At 73.1% G+C, this 16,485-nt stretch carries 16 protein-coding genes; 10 read left to right on the top strand and 6 right to left on the bottom strand.

The window, feature by feature from the left end:
* Window positions 1-173: 173 nt before the first annotated feature.
* Complete coding sequence (locus ACH4E7_RS01325) at window positions 174-1,013, top strand: GntR family transcriptional regulator (protein WP_355672476.1); 840 nt, start codon at window positions 174-176, stop codon at window positions 1,011-1,013.
* Window positions 1,014-1,043: 30 nt separating this feature from the next.
* Here the strand turns inward: ACH4E7_RS01325 and ACH4E7_RS01330 are convergent, their stop codons facing one another.
* The gene (locus tag ACH4E7_RS01330; protein WP_396246935.1) at window positions 1,044-1,301 is read right to left on the bottom strand and encodes a mycoredoxin; all 258 of its coding nucleotides are present in this window, start codon (window positions 1,299-1,301) and stop codon (window positions 1,044-1,046) included.
* Window positions 1,302-1,465: 164 nt separating this feature from the next.
* Here ACH4E7_RS01330 and ACH4E7_RS01335 point away from each other — a divergent pair, with 164 nt between their 5' ends.
* The 4 genes from ACH4E7_RS01335 (at window position 1,466) to ACH4E7_RS01350 (ending at window position 5,410) form a co-directional block, all read left to right on the top strand.
* Window positions 1,466-3,733 carry an ATP-dependent DNA helicase UvrD2 gene (locus ACH4E7_RS01335; RefSeq protein WP_396246936.1) on the top strand — a complete coding sequence of 756 codons (2,268 nt, stop codon included), beginning with the start codon at window positions 1,466-1,468 and terminating at the stop codon, window positions 3,731-3,733.
* 282 nt (window positions 3,734-4,015) lie between these two features.
* Complete coding sequence (locus ACH4E7_RS01340; RefSeq protein WP_396246937.1) at window positions 4,016-4,474, top strand: hypothetical protein; 459 nt, start codon at window positions 4,016-4,018, stop codon at window positions 4,472-4,474.
* Between the two features lie 169 nt (window positions 4,475-4,643).
* Window positions 4,644-5,012 (top strand): WhiB family transcriptional regulator, encoded by a 369-nt coding sequence (locus ACH4E7_RS01345; protein ID WP_380615870.1) that lies wholly within the window; start codon window positions 4,644-4,646, stop codon window positions 5,010-5,012.
* The gene (locus ACH4E7_RS01350; protein WP_396246938.1) at window positions 5,009-5,410 is read left to right on the top strand and encodes a hypothetical protein; all 402 of its coding nucleotides are present in this window, start codon (window positions 5,009-5,011) and stop codon (window positions 5,408-5,410) included. The genes ACH4E7_RS01345 and ACH4E7_RS01350 overlap by 4 nt, the downstream gene beginning before the upstream one ends.
* 142 nt (window positions 5,411-5,552) lie before the next feature.
* Here the strand turns inward: ACH4E7_RS01350 and ACH4E7_RS01355 are convergent, their stop codons facing one another.
* Together ACH4E7_RS01355 and ACH4E7_RS01360 are read right to left on the bottom strand one after the other, a co-directional pair.
* On the bottom strand, window positions 5,553-6,938 hold the full coding sequence (locus ACH4E7_RS01355; RefSeq protein WP_396246939.1) for an ABC1 kinase family protein: 1,386 nt from the start codon (window positions 6,936-6,938) through the stop codon (window positions 5,553-5,555).
* Window positions 6,939-7,121: 183 nt separating this feature from the next.
* On the bottom strand, window positions 7,122-7,838 hold the full coding sequence (locus ACH4E7_RS01360) for a TetR/AcrR family transcriptional regulator (protein ID WP_396246940.1): 717 nt from the start codon (window positions 7,836-7,838) through the stop codon (window positions 7,122-7,124).
* 214 nt (window positions 7,839-8,052) lie between these two features.
* Between ACH4E7_RS01360 and ACH4E7_RS01365 the strand changes: the two genes are divergently transcribed.
* Window positions 8,053-9,585 (top strand): MFS transporter, encoded by a 1,533-nt coding sequence (locus tag ACH4E7_RS01365; protein ID WP_396246941.1) that lies wholly within the window; start codon window positions 8,053-8,055, stop codon window positions 9,583-9,585.
* A 248-nt stretch (window positions 9,586-9,833) separates the two neighbouring features.
* Here the strand turns inward: ACH4E7_RS01365 and ACH4E7_RS01370 are convergent, their stop codons facing one another.
* Window positions 9,834-10,922: a ThiF family adenylyltransferase gene (locus ACH4E7_RS01370; RefSeq protein ID WP_396246942.1), complete on the bottom strand. Its 1,089-nt coding sequence runs from the start codon at window positions 10,920-10,922 to the stop codon at window positions 9,834-9,836.
* A gap of 255 nt (window positions 10,923-11,177) precedes the next feature.
* Here ACH4E7_RS01370 and ACH4E7_RS01375 point away from each other — a divergent pair, with 255 nt between their 5' ends.
* Window positions 11,178-11,897 (top strand): M48 family metallopeptidase, encoded by a 720-nt coding sequence (locus tag ACH4E7_RS01375; RefSeq protein WP_396246943.1) that lies wholly within the window; start codon window positions 11,178-11,180, stop codon window positions 11,895-11,897.
* Window positions 11,898-11,956: 59 nt separating this feature from the next.
* Here the strand turns inward: ACH4E7_RS01375 and ACH4E7_RS01380 are convergent, their stop codons facing one another.
* On the bottom strand, window positions 11,957-12,544 hold the full coding sequence (locus tag ACH4E7_RS01380) for an NUDIX hydrolase (RefSeq protein ID WP_396246944.1): 588 nt from the start codon (window positions 12,542-12,544) through the stop codon (window positions 11,957-11,959).
* Window positions 12,541-14,079, bottom strand: coding sequence for a zinc-dependent metalloprotease (locus ACH4E7_RS01385; RefSeq protein ID WP_396246945.1), 1,539 nt, complete (start codon window positions 14,077-14,079; stop codon window positions 12,541-12,543). The genes ACH4E7_RS01380 and ACH4E7_RS01385 overlap by 4 nt, the downstream gene beginning before the upstream one ends.
* Window positions 14,080-14,279: 200 nt before the next feature.
* On the opposite strand from ACH4E7_RS01385, the gene ACH4E7_RS01390 reads away from it, so the two are divergent.
* From ACH4E7_RS01390 to ACH4E7_RS01400, 3 genes are all read left to right on the top strand, one after another.
* Window positions 14,280-15,428 carry an NAD-dependent epimerase/dehydratase family protein gene (locus ACH4E7_RS01390; protein WP_396246946.1) on the top strand — a complete coding sequence of 383 codons (1,149 nt, stop codon included), beginning with the start codon at window positions 14,280-14,282 and terminating at the stop codon, window positions 15,426-15,428.
* Window positions 15,429-15,563: 135 nt separating this feature from the next.
* On the top strand, window positions 15,564-16,004 hold the full coding sequence (locus ACH4E7_RS01395; protein WP_396246947.1) for a molybdenum cofactor biosynthesis protein MoaE: 441 nt from the start codon (window positions 15,564-15,566) through the stop codon (window positions 16,002-16,004).
* Window positions 16,005-16,261: 257 nt separating this feature from the next.
* Window positions 16,262-16,453: a hypothetical protein gene (locus ACH4E7_RS01400; protein ID WP_396246948.1), complete on the top strand. Its 192-nt coding sequence runs from the start codon at window positions 16,262-16,264 to the stop codon at window positions 16,451-16,453.
* The last annotated feature ends 32 nt before the right edge of the window (window positions 16,454-16,485 follow it).

Below are 16,485 nucleotides of genomic sequence, written 5' to 3' on the forward strand. Positions count from 1 at the left end.
GCCCCTGTTTTTCTTTTCCAGCCCTTCCCGGATCCCGCACGACCGGCGGTTCGTGGCCGGACGGGCCAGTTCTGCTACCGCCGGACACTCCCGGGTCCCCGCCGTCAACCCACGCGGACGACATTGCCGGAAACGGCTGAAACCGCGTCACCGCGCTCGCTACATTCACTCGGGTGACAATCCCCCGGGGCACCGCCCAATCCCCCAAATACCAGCGCCTCGCCGCCGACCTGCGCCGCCGGATCGCCGAAGGCGAGTTCACCGCCGACGCCGCCCTGCCCGTCGAGAGCGAACTGGAACGCCAGTACGGCGTCGCCCGCAACACCGTCCGCCTCGCCGTCGACGTCCTGGTCAACGAAGGCCGGCTCGTCCGCCTCCAGGGCAAGGGCACCTACCTGCGCGAACACCCCGTCCTGGACCACCGCGCCTACGGACCCGCCCTCGCCCCCGCGCCGCGCGACTGCCTGGCCGCGCCCTCCGCCGTCTACCTCGGCGAAGCCGCCGACGCCGGACGCGAACTCAGTACCGACTTCGAGATGATGATCGTCCGGGCCCGCGTCGACGTCGCCGAACGCCTCGGGCTGCGCCCCGGCGAGGCCATCGTCGTCCGCCGCCAACTGCGGCTGCTCGACCGCGAGCCCTACTCCATCGAGGAGAGCCACTACCGGGCCGGACTCGCCGCCGGCACCCCGCTGATGGAACCCGACCCCGTCGACGGCGGCGACGAAGCCGTCCTCGACGCCCTCGGCCGCACCGAGATCGGCGCCGTCGACCACCTCGTGGCCCGGATGCCCGGCCCCGAGGAGGCCCAGTGGTTCCAGGGCGGCCCCGGCGTCCCGCTCATGGTGCAGACCCGCGTCACCTACGACCGGCGCGGGCCCGTGCGGGTCATCGAGACCCGCTACTCCGCCGACCGCAGCCGGCTCGTCTACGGCATCGGCGACCTCGGCGCGCGCACCACCCTGCCCGCCCCCGCCGCCCCCGTCGACCCCGCCCGGGCCGACGCGCCGTGACGCGCGCCGACCCGGTCGGGACCGGGCGGGTCAGGCCGCCAGGGCCTTCTTGACCTGCAGCAGGCTCGGGTTGGTCATCACGACCCGCTCGCCGCCGCCGGCCGGCTGCACCAGTACCGTCGGCACCGTCTGGTTGCCGTTGTTCACCGACTCCACGAAGGTCGCCGACGCCGGGTCCTCCTCGATGTTGATCTCGGTGTAGCCGATGCCTTCACGGTCCAGCTGGCTCTTCAGGCGGTTGCAGTACCCACACCAGGTCGTGCTGTACATCGTCACGGTGCCGGACATCGAGGGGGCTCCTTCGAAAGAGAGGTTCACGCGGTCTCACGACCAAACGTCCGCCGGGCGGCGGGCATTCCGACATGCCATCGGTCGACACGCGGAGCGATCATCCTGCGATCACACCGGGCCTGTGGACAACCCCGCCCCCGTTGTCCCACCGGACTGAGAGGATGGAACGCATGCAGGAAGACCTCTTGAGCGGCAGCCCGTACGACGCCCCCCACGGCTCCCCCTGGGCCGACCCCGGCGCCGCCACCGGCCCCGACGCGGTGCTCGCCGGGCTCGACCCCGAACAGCGCGCCGTCGCCACCGCCCTGCACGGCCCCGTCTGCGTCCTCGCTGGCGCCGGCACCGGCAAGACCCGCGCCATCACCCACCGCATCGCCTACGGCGTGCGCAGCGGCGTCTACCAGCCCGCCCAGGTCCTCGCCGTCACCTTCACCGCCCGCGCCGCCGGCGAGATGCGCGGCCGCCTGCGCCAACTCGGCGCCGACGGCGTCCAGGCCCGCACCTTCCACGCCGCCGCCCTGCGCCAGCTCCAGTACTTCTGGCCCCGCGCCGTCGGCGGCCCCGTACCCCAGCTCCTCGAACGCAAGGTCCAACTCGTCGCCGAAGCCGCCGGCCGCTGCGGACTGCGCGTCCAGCGCACCGAACTGCGCGACCTCACCGCCGAGATCGAATGGGCCAAGGTCACCCAGACCGCCCCCGAGGACTACCCCGTCGCCGTCGCCAAATCCGGCCGCGAAGCCCCCCGCGACCCCGCCGAGACCGCCCAGGTCTACCGCGTCTACGAGGAGACCAAGAGCCGCCGCGGCACCATCGACTTCGAGGACGTCCTGCTCCTCACCGCCGCCATCCTGGAGGACCGCCCCGACATCGCCGACCAGGTCCGCGCCCAGTACCGGCACTTCACCGTCGACGAGTACCAGGACGTCTCCCCGCTCCAGCAGCGCCTGCTCGACCAGTGGACCGGCCCCGACGGCGGCGCCAGCCTCTGCGTCGTCGGCGACGCCAGCCAGACCATCTACTCCTTCACCGGCGCCACCCCCGGCTACCTGCTCAACTTCCGCAGCCGCCACCCCGAGGCGACCGTCGTCAAGCTCGTCCGGGACTACCGCTCCACCCCCCAGGTGGTCCACCTCGCCAACGGACTGCTCGCCCAGGCCCGCGGCGAAGCCGCCCGCCACCGCCTCGAACTCGTCTCCCAACGCGAAGCCGGCCCCGAACCCGTCTACACCGAGTACGAGGACGAACCCACCGAGGCCGAGACCACCGCCCGCCGGATCAAGGACCTCCTCGCCGCCGGCGTGCGCGCCAGCGAGATCGCCGTCCTGTTCCGCACCAACGGCCAGTCCGAGGTCTACGAACAGGCCCTCGCCGACCTCGGCGTCCCCTACCAGCTCAAGGGCGCCGAACGGTTCTTCGAACGCCCCGAGGTCCGCGACGCCAGCGTCCTGCTGCGCGGCGCCGCCCGCGCCGCCGCCGACCCCCTCACCGCCGGCGCTCCCGACCTCGCCGGCCAGGTCCGCGCCGTCCTCGCCACCCGCGGCTTCACCCCCGAACCGCCCGCCGGCTCCGGCGCCGTCCGCGACCGCTGGGAATCCCTCGCCGCCCTCGTCCGCCTCGCCGAGGAATTCGAGCGCACCCGCACCGCCGACGGCCGCACCACCGACCTCGCCGCCTACGTCGCCGAACTCGACGCCCGCGCCGCCGCCCAGCACGCCCCCGCCGTCGAAGGCGTCACCCTCGCCTCCCTGCACGCCGCCAAGGGCCTCGAATGGGACGCCGTCTTCCTCGTCGGCCTCACCGAGGGAACCCTCCCGATCATCTACGCCAAGACCGACGAACAGATCGAAGAGGAACGCCGCCTCCTCTACGTCGGCGTCACCCGCGCCCGCAAACACCTCAGCCTCTCCTGGGCCCTCGCCCGCTCCCCGGGCGGCCGCGCCGGCCGCAAGCCCAGCCGCTTCCTGGACGGGCTGCGCCCCGGCTCCGCCGCCCCGGGCGCGCGCACCGGCGCGCGGGGCGGGCGGGGGAGCATCGAGACCGGCGAGCGCTCGGCAGCCCGACGGGTGCGCGGACCGGTCAAGTGCCGGGTCTGCGACAAGGTCCTCACCGAGGCCGTCGAACGCAAGCTGCGCCGCTGCGAGGACTGCCCCTCCACGATGGACGAGGGCCTGTACGAGCGGCTGCGCGAGTGGCGGGCCGGGCAGGCCCGGAAGCAGGGTGCCCCGGCCTACGTGGTGTTCACCGACGCGACGCTGATGGCGATCGCCGAGGACGTGCCCGCCAGCAGTCGGGAACTGGCCCTGATCTCGGGGGTCGGCGCCATGAAGCTGGACAAGTACGGGGCAGCCGTGCTCTCGTTGTGTGCGGGGGAGGAGCCCGAGGAGGATCCGGACGGCGTCGAGGACGACGGTCCGGTCGATCCGGCGTGAGCCGGCGCGGGCGCGGTCCAGGGGACTGCTCGGGGGACTTCGAAGCCGCCGCGGAACACGCCGCGGATCGCGCCGTGTAACGCGCCGCGGAACTCGCGTGAAAAATAGTTTGCGCGGCATACCGGGAGCGCAATAGCCTGCCGGAGCGGTCAAGGGGACGCGGTCGCACGGGGTGACACCTGTGCCGATTCCCCTCGCCCCACAGCTTTACCGAGACAGACATCCGAACATTCGGAGCCAGGGGAACCAGGCTCCGCGAGACGCCGAGAGGAGGCGAAGACAGTGGGAAACATCATGATCACCAAAATGACTGGCCGGACCGTTGTCCCCGCCTCCCTGCGTGACGCCCGCCTGCGGGCGCTCGCCGTGCTCGGTGGAACCGGTCTGGGTCTCGACGCCACCGGTGTCTCCGTCGCCTCCGCTGTCAGTGGTCTTGGACACACTGATCTGCACATCGCGGGCGGCAGGAGTGTCGAAGGCACCGTCGTCGAGACCGGTCTGTCCCGTGACTGGGCGCCGGTCGGCACGTCGCGTCGCATGTGCGATGAGCGACCGATCCAGGCACCGAAGGCGGCCGTAGCCGCCGCCATGCATGGCGGCTATGCGCAGGTCATCGGTGCCGGAAACGCCCAGAAGCAGAACGAGCAGCAGATCAACCAGGCCGAGGCCGCCTTCATCGGCGCCAAGGCCATCCGGATGCGGGCCTTCCGCGGGCCTGAACCCTGGAGAGAACGAACCTGAGTCAACCTCAGGTCGGCACCTCCAGGGCCGCGGAACCCGTCACCACCGGGATCCGCGGCCCTTCTGTTTTGTCCGGTACGCAAGACCACCCAGGCCCTCCGGGGCCTCCGGCCCAGCACCACCAGTCCACTGGGCCGGAACCACTGAGAAGACGAGGAAGACGCCCACAGTGTCCACGGTCATCACGCCGCCCATCCCGTCCGTACCGCCGACAAGCCAGATCACCAAGGCCGACCAGGCCGACCCCCCGGAGGTTCCTTCCATGCAGATCAGCTCGATCGAGCAGGCCGAGGCGCTCGGTCTCCCCATCCCCTGCCGCGCCTTCGACCCCGAGGTCTTCTTCGCCGAGACGCCCGCCGACGTCGAGTACGCGAAGTCCCTCTGCGGCACCTGCCCGGTGAAGGAGGCCTGCCTGGCCGGCGCCCTGGAGCGGCGCGAGCCGTGGGGCGTCTGGGGTGGCGAGCTCTTCGTCCAGGGCGTCGTCGTGGCCCGCAAGCGGCCGCGTGGCCGTCCGCGCAAGACCGAGGTCATGGCGTGAACCCCGCCGACCTCGCCAGGGCCGTCCGTCGGGGAGAGCAGCCCCCGCTGGACACCACCCTCCGTCGGTCCGTCCGGATCGCCGCCGCCAAGGCCGACGCAGCAGCCCGCACCCGTCCATTCCCGAGCACGCACCACGAGCAGGACCACCACATGACCCCCGCCGCCATCGATCCGACCGTCCGCGCAGAGCAGACCACCGAACTCCAGACCCAGAACAGGATCCTCGAGATGCAACTCCTGCATGAATCCCTGGCCCGTGCCCATATGCAAGACAGGCTGCACGAGGCCGAGAACCAACGGCTCGTCAGTCGGGTCGTCCGGGCCCGCAAGCTCAAGCAGCGGGCCGAGCGGGCCTCGATGCGGGCCCGCAAGGCCCTCGCCGTCGCGTTGATGTGAGCGCGTTGATGCCGTCACGTTGATACGAGCGCGTTGATGCGGTCGCCTTGACGTCGGCGTCGACCACCGCCGTACCGACCCCTGTCGTGCCGCAGGCCGCCCCCCGTCCACGGGGAGCGGCCTGCGGCCGTTCGTCAGCCGTTCAGTTCTTGCGGGCGGGCCTGGCGCGCTTCGCGGGCTCGGCCGGCTCAGCGGGCTGCTCGTCGGAGAACTCGGGCAGCCACTCCAGCATCTCGGCGCGGAACGGCGCCTTGGCACCCAGCTGGCACAGCACCCCGATGGTGCTCAGCGTCACCCGATGGATCAGCAGGTACGCGGGCGGCAGGTTCAGCTGCTTGCCCAGGTTGTAGGCGGGCGAGCGCGGATCGGCGATCCGGGCCGCCTGGGAGCGCATCCACGCCCGGGTGAAGTGGAAGCTGTCCACTGCGGCCGGCTCGATGATCGGCAGCAGGTAGTCCAGCACCGCGTCCGGGTCCAGCTGGATCGAGGGCTTCACGAAGCCCTCCTCGCGCAGCATCTTCAGCACGCCCGCAGCGTCCCCGTCCAGTGCCATCCGCAGCGAGGCCCCGATCGGCTCGGGCAGCCCGCCCGGCAGCCGGTCCACCGTGCCGAAGTCCAGCACGCCCAGCCGCCAGCCCGAGGCGGGGCCGTCGTCCGTCAACAGCCGGAAGTTGCCCGGGTGCGGGTCCGCGTGCAGCAGACCGGTCCGCGACGGGCCGGCGAACAGGAACCGGGCCAGCAGCTGACCGGCGCGGTCGCGCTCCTCCTGGGTGCCGCGCGCGATCACCTCGGCCAGCGGGATGCCGTCCATCCACTCGGTGATCAGCACCTGGTCGGCCTGTGCCACCACGCCCGGCACCAGGATGTCCGGGTCGCCCGCGAACTCCTCGGCGTGCCGGCGCTGGGCCTGCGCCTCCAGCTCGTAGTCCAGCTCCTCCGAGACCCGTTCGCGCAGCTCGGTGATCAGCGGCTTGATGTCCAGCCCGGGAATCAGCGGGCCGAGCAGCCAGGCCACCCGGCTCAGCTGGGACAGGTCGGCGAGTAGCGCCTCACCCGCACCCGGGTACTGCACCTTGACCGCGACCCGTCTGCCGTCGTGCCAGACCGCCCGGTGCACCTGGCCGATCGAGGCGGCGGCCGCCGGGCGGTCGTCGAACTCCCGGAACAGCTCGCGCCAGCCGTCCCCGAGCCGCTGGGCGAGCGCGGTGTGCACCTTGGCGGCGGGCATCGGGGGAGCGGCGTCCTGCAGTTTGGTGAGTGCGGCCCGGTACGGCCCGGCGACCTCCTCGGGCAGCGCGGCCTCGAAGACGGACAGCACCTGCCCGAACTTCATCGCCCCGCCCTTGAGTTCACCGAGGACCTTGAACAGCTGGTCGGCGGTGGCCTGCTGGAGCTCGGCCGTGACCACCTCGGCGGAGCGGCCGCCGATGCGCCTGCCAAGTCCGAGTGTGGCGCGTCCGGCTATCCCCAGCGGTAGGGCGGCGAGCCGTGCCGTGCGGGTCACTGCCTTGCGCGGAAGATCGCTCACCCGGGCCTCCAATCCCTGGCCCCCCGACACCGGACGGCCCACCATCACTACGCCATTGTGCCCGCTCCGCACCCCGCCGCCGCCGGTATTTCACGGGGCGGGCGGGCGGCGCCGTTCCCTCGCGGGGTCCCTTGCGGGGGTCTTTGCGGGGAGTTGGGCGGCTTGGTCCGGTGGGCCGCCGGGTCAGCGGGGCAGCCGCAGGGCAAGGCCGTCCAGGACGACCTCCAGGCCGTAGGAGAACTTGGCGTCGCGGGAGGCGGCCGGATCCTCGGCGGCGGCCGTGGAGTCCCCGTTGAGGTGCTCGTAGCCGACGGTGGCCTGCTCGGCGGCGGGCATCAGACGGGCGACGAACTCGGCCTCGCTCTCGCCGGAGCGGGCCACGGCGGTGAGCCAGGCCGCCTCGGCGGTGCTCATGCCGACGACGTAGGAGATGAGGGTCTCGATCGCCCGGGCCGGCTCGGGGAAGGCGGCCGCGGTGAAGAGGGCGGCCAGCCGCTCGGAGAAGGACATCAGGTTGGGGCCGAGGTAGACGAGACCGGCCTGGCCGAGCACCGAGGACAGCCAGGGGTGGCGCAGGGTGGTCGCCCGGAAGGCCTGGGCGGCCTCGACGGCGGCGGCGCGCCAGTTCGAGCTGTCGGCGGGCGGCAGGGTGATCTCGCCGAAGACCTCGTCCACCGCGAGCTCCATCAGCTCGTCCTTGGTCGCCACATGGCGGTAGAGGGAGGTCGCGCCCGCGTTCAGGCGGGTGGCGAGCTTGCGCATGCTCAGGGCGTCGATGCCCTCGGCGTCCAGCATGACGACCGCCTCGCGGACGATCGCGGCCCGGCTCAGGGAGGGCTGCTCTGGCTCACGCGGCTGGCGGGCCCAGACGGACGGGACGGGGTTCGTTCGGGCGGCCATGCGCGGCTCCTCTTCCTGGGCCCTCTCGCTGGGGGCGCTGTTTCCGGTGCCAGTCGCGCTGCCGGTCGACCGACAGGGTGCGCACACCGTTCGCATTGAGCGTACAGGAGTCGGGTGTTGCGCACGCTGTTCCCCTCTGCGTACAGTGTTCGCATCGACGGAACGCAGTGCGCACCGAAGGGACGGTGTGCGCGCAAGAAGGGGAGGGTGTCCGATGACAGTCAGCAACCCGGCCGAGGGCCGCAACCCGCACCGCTGGTGGATCCTGATCGTGCTCTGCCTGAGCTCGCTCGTCCTGGTGGTCGACAGCATGGCTCTGACCGTCGCGGTCCCCTCGATGACCGCCGACCTCGGCGCCAGCGCCCAGGACACCCAGTGGATCCTCGACTCCTACGTCCTCGTCTTCGCCGGACTGCTGCTCACCTCGGGCAGCCTCGGTGACCGGTTCGGCCGCCGGAAGGTCATGATCATCGGACTGCTGCTCTTCGGGGCGGCGTCTCTCGCGGCGACCTTCTGCACCAGCCCCGGCGAGGTCGTCGCGGCCCGGATCGCGATGGGCGTCGGCGGCGCGCTGATCATGCCCTCGACGCTGTCGATCCTCATCACCGTCTTCGACGAGGAGGAGCGCAACAAGGCGATGGCCGCGTGGGGCGCGGTGTCGATGCTTGGGCTGGTCGGCAGCCCGGTGCTGGGAGGCGTGCTGATCGACCACTTCTCGTGGCACTCGATCTTCTTCATCAACGTGCCGGTCGTCGCGCTGGCGATCCTGGCCGGGCTGCTGCTGATGCCGGAGTCCAAGGGCCCGTGGCAGAAGCCCGACCCGCTCGGCGCGGTGCTCTCCGCCGTCGGCATGACCGCGCTGATCTGGTGGATCATCGAGATCCCGCAGCACGGCGCCTTCGCCGGCCGGTCGCTGGTCACCCTGGTCGTCGCGGTCCTCGCCCTCGCCGGGTTCGTCGTGTGGGAGAACGTCACCTCCGCGCCGATGGTGCCGCTGGCACTCTTCAAGGCCCGCAACTTCAGCGGTGGTTCGCTGTCGCTGACCCTCGTGCAGATCGGCAACGGCGGGCTGCTGCTGGTGCTCACCCAGTACCTGCAGTTCGTGCTCGGGTACTCGCCGGTCAAGGCCGGCCTCGCCTTCCTGCCGCTGGCCGTCGCCGCGCTGCTCGGCAACGGGGTCGGCGCCAAGCTCGCGGCGAAGCTCGGCAACCGGCTGCTGATCCTCACCGGGATGCTCGTCATGGCCTCCTCCTTCGCGCTGCTGACCACCGTCTCGGCGGACACCGGCTTCGCCGTCCCGGCGACGGCGCTCGGGCTGCTCGGCCTCGGCGCGGGCCTGGCGATGCCGGCGGCGGTCGGCGCGCTGATGGGGACCATCCCGTCGGAGCAGGCAGGCGTCGGCTCGGCGCTGAACGACACCATCCAGCAGGCCGGCACGGCGCTCGGCATTGCGATCCTGGGCTCGCTGCTGTCGAGCGGCTTCGCGAGCGGGATGCCGGCCGGGACACCGGAGCAGGCCAAGTGCTCCATCGCCGGGGCGCTGGCGGCCGCGAACGGGGACGCCGGGCTGGTGCGGACCGCCCGGGAGGCGTTCGCCGGGGCGATGTCGACGACCTTCACGGTCAGCGCGATCGGGGTGCTGGCGGCGGCGCTGGTGGCCGTGCTGGTGATGCGGGACCGGAAGGCGGGGGAGGGCGCGGCCGAGGAGGTCGCGGAGCCCGCGAAGGAGATCGGGATCGCCGCCTGAGGCCGGTTCGGCCGGGAGCTCACTGAGAAGGTCGGTGCCCTTGGGGGCGCCGGCCTTCGGCGTTCTCTCGGGGGCTGCATGGGAAGTCGGCGGGGCCGACTTCCTGCGCGGGGTGCGGGCGCTAGGCGGGCTCACCTGGCCGGGCGCCCCGTTCGTGTTCGCCCCAGGCCCAGGTCGGGCGGCTGCTGAGCCCCGCAGCCGCCCGGCCCGTGCCCGGCACGCTTCCCGTCCTTCCGCCCTCGACGGCCTCAGCCCGGTGGCAGCGGCTGCCACAGGCAGCCGCAGTCCGGGTGTCCTCGCAGCCGCAGCCGTCGGGGCATCCCGTCGCTCGCCGACACCTCGCACCAGCCGTCGACGCTCGGCGGCCGGCCGCCGTCCAGAAACACCTGCACATGTAGGGCCGCCAGTCCGGCGACGGTCGTCGCCAGCGCCGTGTCGCAGGCCGGGGTGCGGGCCCGGCCCGGGCCGTTGTTCGCCAGCTGGGCCAGGACCCGTGGCCACGCGGCGTCCTCGTCCTCCCGCCGCAGCACCAGGCAGTGCCCGCAGGCCGACCGCCCCGGAATCACCAGCGGCCCGATGATGCCGAACTCCTCGACCACGCCTGCGTACAGATGGGGTACCCCGGCCCGGAGCAGCAGCCGGGCTTCGTACGTCCCGCCCGCGAAGGCGGCGCTGCCGTCCCTGGGCGCGAGGACCACGAAGGCGGGCGGCGGGTCGTCGGGCTTCCGCCGGGGCAGAGGCACCGGCGGCCGGCCGGCGGCCCGTTGCACCGCCTCCCGCGCGGCTGTCGAGCGCAGCCGCCCGATGTCCGCGGGCGGCAGCCCGGCCGGGGAGCAGTCGCCGGGCTTGACCCGCCCGCCGTCGGAGACCGTGACGGTGCCCGTGCCGGCCGCGGCGAGTACCGCCGCCAGGGCGGCGCCGACCCGGCCCGCGCCGCGCACCTCGATCCGGGTCCCGGCCCGGTGGGTCAGGACCGCCGGTGCGGCGCCCGGGCCGGAGTGGACCAGGGACAGCGAAGCGAGGTCGGGCCCGAGCAGGTCCCGGTGGGGCTGGGGGAAGCGGGACAGCGCCCGGTCGGTCGCCTCCGCGTCGTCCAGCAGCCCGGTCTCCTCCAGTTCGGTCAGCAGGGTGTCGGCGGGTTCGCGGCCGAGGCCGATCCGCTCGCCGGCCTCCAGGAGTTCGGGTCGGTCGCGCGTTCCGTCGACCAACCCGAGGAAGTCGCAGAGGGTCTTGTCGGCGTTGCCGAGCACCCCCGCGTACCGGGTGACGGTGCCGAACTGCAGGGTCTCGGAGTCCCGCCAGCTGCGGGACAGAGCGGGCTTCAGAGCGAGGCGCACGACGATCTCCCTTCCGATCGTTTCCGGACGGCTGACCGCAGCATGCCCCATCGCGCCGACCGTGTGCGGAAAGTTATCCACAGGCCCGGGCGCATGATCACACCATCTGTTCGCAGGCCCTGTGGATAACTGCCCATCCTCCCGGACGTCGGTTTCCGGACACCCTCCGTCGACCTTTCGTTCCCGATCACTCCACGAAAGATTTCGGCCATGGCAGCGGACTTCTGTCAGTGGTACCGGGTAACGTCGTGTGCCATGGCAGCCGAGCGGGACTCCCATCCACCGGCGTCGCGTCGGCGTGCCCGTGCAGCGTCCGGATCCCAGACGGCGGCGCCGAGCACGCGCGGGCGCCCGGACGAGAAGCCGCAGAGCAGGCCGCAGCATCCGCCCACCGGGGTTGTTCCCCCGGAAGCGCACGACCGCAGCCGGGTCGAGGTGCGGCGCAGCGCCCGCCGCAGCCGCACCGTCTCCGCCTACCGCGAGGGCGACCGCACCGTGGTGCTGATCCCGGCCCGGATGTCGCACGCCGAGGAGCAGCGCTGGGTCGCGCAGATGCTGGAGAAGCTCGCCGCCCAGGAGCGCCGGCGGGTCCTCGGGGACGACGCCCTGATGGCCCGGGCCCGGGAGCTGTCGGCTGCCTACCTGGGCGATCGCGCCCAGCCCGCCCAGGTCCGCTGGGTGACCAACCAGAATTCGCGTTGGGGCTCCTGCACCCCCAGTGAGGGGACGATCCGGCTGTCCCACCGGCTGCAGGGCATGCCGGAGTACGTGCTGGACTACGTGCTGCTGCACGAGCTGGCGCATCTGCTGGTGCCGGACCACGGCCCGGCGTTCTGGGCGTTGTTGGAGGCCTACCCGCGGACGGAGCGGGCCCGCGGCTACTTGGAGGGTGTGGTCTCCGCGGCCCGCCTGCCGCACATCCCGGGTGCCAGGCACGGCTCGCCGGGTCAGGATCCGGCGGCCTCCTGCGGTTGAGCACGGGGCATGCAAGGGGGCGCGGGCTATCTGCCCGCGCCCCCTTGTCGCGTCACACCTCAGCCGGTCAGCCGCCGCGCCCGGGCGACCAGGTCGCGCACCGAGTGGTCGGTGAGCTCCGGCAGGCGGTCGTAGTCGAACCAGCGCAGGTCCAGCGATTCCTCGCTGATCAGCGCCTGCGCCCCGGCCGGGGCCAGTGCGATGTACTGGACGTCCAGGTGGGTGTTCTCCGGCCGGTCCTTGCCCGTGCAACGGACCAGGTGCCGGTCCAACTTGGCCGGGACCGGGGCGCCGTTGTCCCGCAGCAGGGTCAGGTCGGGGATGCCGGACTCCTCGACGGCCTCGCGCAGCGCGGCCGAGGCGAGGTCGGCGTCGCCGGGCTCGCAGTGCCCGCCCATCTGCAGCCACATACCGACCTTGGGGTGCAGGGTGAGCAGCACCCGTCCGGCGGCCGGGTCGACGACCGCCGCGCTGGCGGTGATGTGGGCGGGCAGGCAGGACCGGTACAGGCCTTCGGGCTGCTCGGCCAGGTGTGCGAGGTAGTCGCGCCGAAGCTGTTCCTGGTCGTCGTCGGCGGGCCGCCAGTCGGTCAGGGTGCGGACCGCGTCCGCGTGCAGCGTGGACGCGCCCGTGTCGGTGGCCGTCATGCGGTGGGCTCGCCCTTTCCGTCGGTGCCGCCCTCGTCGGCCTTCGGCTGGTCGGTCTTCGGCTGGTCGTTCTTGGTCAGGCCGGGCTTGCCGGCCGCGGCCTCGCCGAGCAGCTTGTCGAGGGCGTCGAAGTCGATCCCGCCCTCCAGGTCGCCGCCGCGGTGCACGAAGGCGTCCGGGTCGTCCAGGTCGGCGGCGGTGGGCAGCATGTCGGGGTGCTCCCACAGTGCGTCGCGGCCCTCGACGCCACGCGCGTCGGCGAGCAGCGCCCACAGCCGGGCGGCGTCGCGCAGGCGGCGCGGGCGCAGCTCCAGGCCGACCAGGGTGGCGAAGGTCTGCTCGGCGGGCCCGCCGGCCGCGCGGCGGCGGCGGACGGTCTCGCGCAGGGCGCCGGCCTGCGGCAGGTGGGGTTCGGCGGCGGCGTGCACGACGGCGTCGACCCAGCCCTCGACCAGCGCGAGGGCGGTCTCCAGGCGGGCGAGCGCGGCCTTCTGCTCGGGGGTGTCCTCGGGCTGGAGCAGGCCGCCGGCCAGCGCTTCCTGGAGCGCCTCGGGGTTGGTCGGGTCGAGCTGGCCGACGAGCTCCTCCATCCGGGAGGTGTCGACCTTGATGCCGCGCGCATAGGCCTCGACGGCGCCCAGCAGGTGGGCCCGCAGCCACGGCACGTGGGCGAAGAGCCGCTGGTGGGCGGCCTCGCGCAGGGCGAGGTAGAGCCGGACCTCCTCGGCGGGCACGTTGAGGCCCTCGCCGAACTCGGCGACGTTCTGCGGCAGCAGGGCGGCCTTGCCGGCCGGGGCGAGCGGCAGGCCGACGTCGCTGGATCCGACGACCTCGCCGGCGAGGGCGCCGAGGGCCTGGCCGATCTGGGTGCCGAACATGGCGCCGCCCATGGAGCGCATCATGCCCATCAGCGGGCCGGCCATGGCCTGCATCTCCTCGGGCAGGACGCCGCCCATGGCGTTGCCGACGCGTTCGGCGACCGGGTCGACGAGGTCCTTCCAGACCGGGAGGGTGGCCTCGATCCACTCGGCGCGGCTCCAGGCGACGGCGGTGCCGGCGCCGGAGGGGAACTCGGTGACGCCGTCGAGCCACAGGTCGGCGAGCCGGACGGACTCGGCGACGGCGGCGCGCTCGGCCGCGCTGACCGAGCGGTCCTTGCTCTTGCCCTCGGCGGGCTCGGCGACGACGGTCTGCCGGGCGATGTTGGTGGCGAGGTCCCAGTTCACCGGGCCGCCCTCGAAGGAGAGCATCTGGCCGAGCTGCTGGAACGCGGCGCCGAGGTCGCCGGGGTTGACGCCGCCGAACATCGCGGCGAAGGGGTTGTCGGCCCCGGCGCCGCCGGGGCCGCCCGGAGCGCCGGGCATGCCGAAGAGGGCGCCGAAGGGGTTGCCGGTCCCGAAACCGAAAGGCTGCGGGCCGCTGTCGCCGGAGCCGGCCGGGCCCTGGTCCTTCTTCTTCTGCGCGTCGTCGGGCTTGGCCTTGCCGTCCTCGGGCTCCTCGGGCGGAACGCCGAATCCGAAGGGAAGGTCGCTCACGGGGTCCTCGATCCGGTCGGCCGTCATGCGGGTGTGGCGGGAAGTGCTGCCGGCCCGGGGCTCCGCTGAAGCGGGGGACTCGTGGGCGGCTCCCGCGCGGCAGGCCCGCGCCGGGTGCACCGCGGGGCCTTCGCCTCGGGCAGGATGGACGTACGTGACACACGTCCGTACGCACATAAGCTAACCGTGGAGGATGGCCGGTGAGTTCCCCGCCTTCGGACGTTCGCTCTGGGCTGACCGGAGGGGAGGACGCTTCGGACGCCACGGCGTCGCCGCCTCCAGCCTACGGCGGGCGGCCGCTGACCGTGGCCGTCACCGGTGCCGCAGGGGTGCTGGGCGAGCGGGTCGCCGCCCGGCTCGTGGCCTCCCCGCACGTGCGCAGGGTGCTGGCGGTGGACGACCGGCGCGGCGACGTGCCGGGCGTGCACTGGCGGGTGCTGGACGTGCGGGACCCGGCGGTGGCCGAGCGGCTGGCCGGGGTGGACGTGGTGGTGCACCTGGCGATGGACTTCGGGATGGAGTCCGACCCGCGGGCCCGCAGCGCCTACAACGTGCGCGGCGCCCAGACGGTGCTGACCGCGGCCGCGGCCGCCGGGGTGCACCGGGTGGTGCTGTGCACCTCCGCGATGGTCTACGGGGCGCTGGCCGACAACGAGGTGCCGCTGGCCGAGGACTCCGAGCTGCGCGCGACCGAGGAGGCCTCGCTGGTCGGGGACCTGCTGGAGATCGAGCGCCTGGCCCGCCGGGCGCCGCGCGCCCACCCGGGGCTGCAGGTGACGGTGCTGCGTCCGGCCGTGGTGGTGGGCCCGGGTGTGGACACCGTGCTGACCCGGCACTTCGAGGCGCCGCGGCTGCTGGTGGTGGCCGGCTCGCGTCCGTGCTGGCAGTTCTGCCACGTGGACGACCTGGCGGCGGCGCTGGAGTACGCGGCGCTGGGCCTGGTCGAGGGCGAGGTGACGGTCGGCTGCGACGGCTGGCTGGAGCAGGAGGACGTGGAGCGGCTGTCGGGGATCCGGCGGATGGAGCTGCCGGCGGCGCTGGCGCTCGGGACGGCGGCGCGGCTGCACCGGTTGGGCCTGACGCCGGCCCCGGCGGGGGATCTGGCGTACACGATGTACCCGTGGGTGGTGTCGGGCAGTCGGCTGCACGAGGCGGGGTGGCGTCCGGCGTCCACGAACGAGCAGGTGCTGGCGGAGCTGCTGGCGCAGGTGTCCGGCAAGCACGCGGTGGCGGGGCGCCGGCTGGGCGGCAAGGAGGCCGCGACCAGTCTGGGGGCGGCCGGGGCGACGGTGGCGCTGGTGGGTACGGCGGCGTTGGTGCGTCGGGCCCGCAAGCGGCGCCGGTTCTGATCGATGGGGGGAGCCGGCCGGTCCGATCGGTCGGGGAGTCGACCAGGCGGCGATAATTATCACGATGCGAAATTTCCACATCGTGATGTGGAAACCTCTTGCCCCGATCGGGTGGGGATGGGGAATCATGGGGTCATGTCCGAGAACCACGACCCCATCCGCCTTCTCGCCGTCCGCGACACCCCGCTCTCGCTGGACGAGGTGTACGAGGCGGTCGGCGACGACGCGGCCGGCGGCACCACCGTCTTCGTCGGGACGGTCCGTGACCACGACGGCGGCAAGTCGGTCGCCGCGCTGGAGTACAGCTGCCACCCCACCGCCGAGCAGGAGATGCGCCGGGTCGCCGAGAAGGTCGTCGCCGACTTCCCGGTCAAGGCGCTCGCCGCGGTCCACCGGGTGGGCCGGCTGGAGATCACGGACAAGGCCGTGATCGTCGCCGTCTCCTGCGCCCACCGCGGTGAGGCCTTCGCGGCCGCCCGCCGGCTGATCGACGATCTCAAGCACGAGGTGCCGATCTGGAAGCACCAGGTCTTCGCCGACGGCGAGGAGGAGTGGGTCGGCGCCGGCGGCTGCTGACCCCTCGCCGGGGGCGGAACCGGCGTGCCGCGGAGTCGGCGTGCCGCGGTGCCGGTGCGTGGCGGAACCGGATGCACACGGAGCGCGTCCTTGGGGCAGGCGCGCCGTCGCCTTCACCCGAACGGGTCTGGACCGGTACGCCGAATACTCCCTGGAAGTGAGCCGATCGGCCGTCCCGTTACCCGGACGGCGCCGGCGGCGTTGTCCGCCAGAGTGGTTAATCTGCTCATAGACACGACGAGCTGGGGAGTACTGGTATGGGTGCGCTCGCCTGGTTGATCATTCCGGTTGTCGCCGTCCTGGCCGCCGCCGCGTGGGCGGGTTGGGCCCAGCGGGCCCCGAAGGCCACGGGCGATCCGGCCTCACTCGCCGAGCACCGGCGCTTCATGGCCGCGATGGAACGCACCACCTCCGGCACCGCCGCCCCCGGTGAGCGCTCCGCCCGGTAGCCCGGCGGGCGCCGCGTCACCCGCGTCCCGTA

Source organism: Kitasatospora sp. NPDC018058, from assembly GCF_044327205.1.
Taxonomy (GTDB): domain Bacteria; phylum Actinomycetota; class Actinomycetes; order Streptomycetales; family Streptomycetaceae; genus Kitasatospora.

Coding starts and splice junctions, on each gene's coding strand:
- ACH4E7_RS01330 (WP_396246935.1), bottom strand. CDS start 1,301: ATGTCCGGCACCGTGACGATGTACAGCACGACCTGGTGTGGGTACTGC.
- ACH4E7_RS01335 (WP_396246936.1), top strand. CDS start 1,466: ATGGAACGCATGCAGGAAGACCTCTTGAGCGGCAGCCCGTACGACGCC.
- ACH4E7_RS01360 (WP_396246940.1), bottom strand. CDS start 7,838: ATGGCCGCCCGAACGAACCCCGTCCCGTCCGTCTGGGCCCGCCAGCCG.
- ACH4E7_RS01365 (WP_396246941.1), top strand. CDS start 8,053: ATGACAGTCAGCAACCCGGCCGAGGGCCGCAACCCGCACCGCTGGTGG.
- ACH4E7_RS01375 (WP_396246943.1), top strand. CDS start 11,178: ATGGCAGCCGAGCGGGACTCCCATCCACCGGCGTCGCGTCGGCGTGCC.
- ACH4E7_RS01380 (WP_396246944.1), bottom strand. CDS start 12,544: ATGACGGCCACCGACACGGGCGCGTCCACGCTGCACGCGGACGCGGTC.
- ACH4E7_RS01395 (WP_396246947.1), top strand. CDS start 15,564: ATGTCCGAGAACCACGACCCCATCCGCCTTCTCGCCGTCCGCGACACC.
- ACH4E7_RS01400 (WP_396246948.1), top strand. CDS start 16,262: ATGGGTGCGCTCGCCTGGTTGATCATTCCGGTTGTCGCCGTCCTGGCC.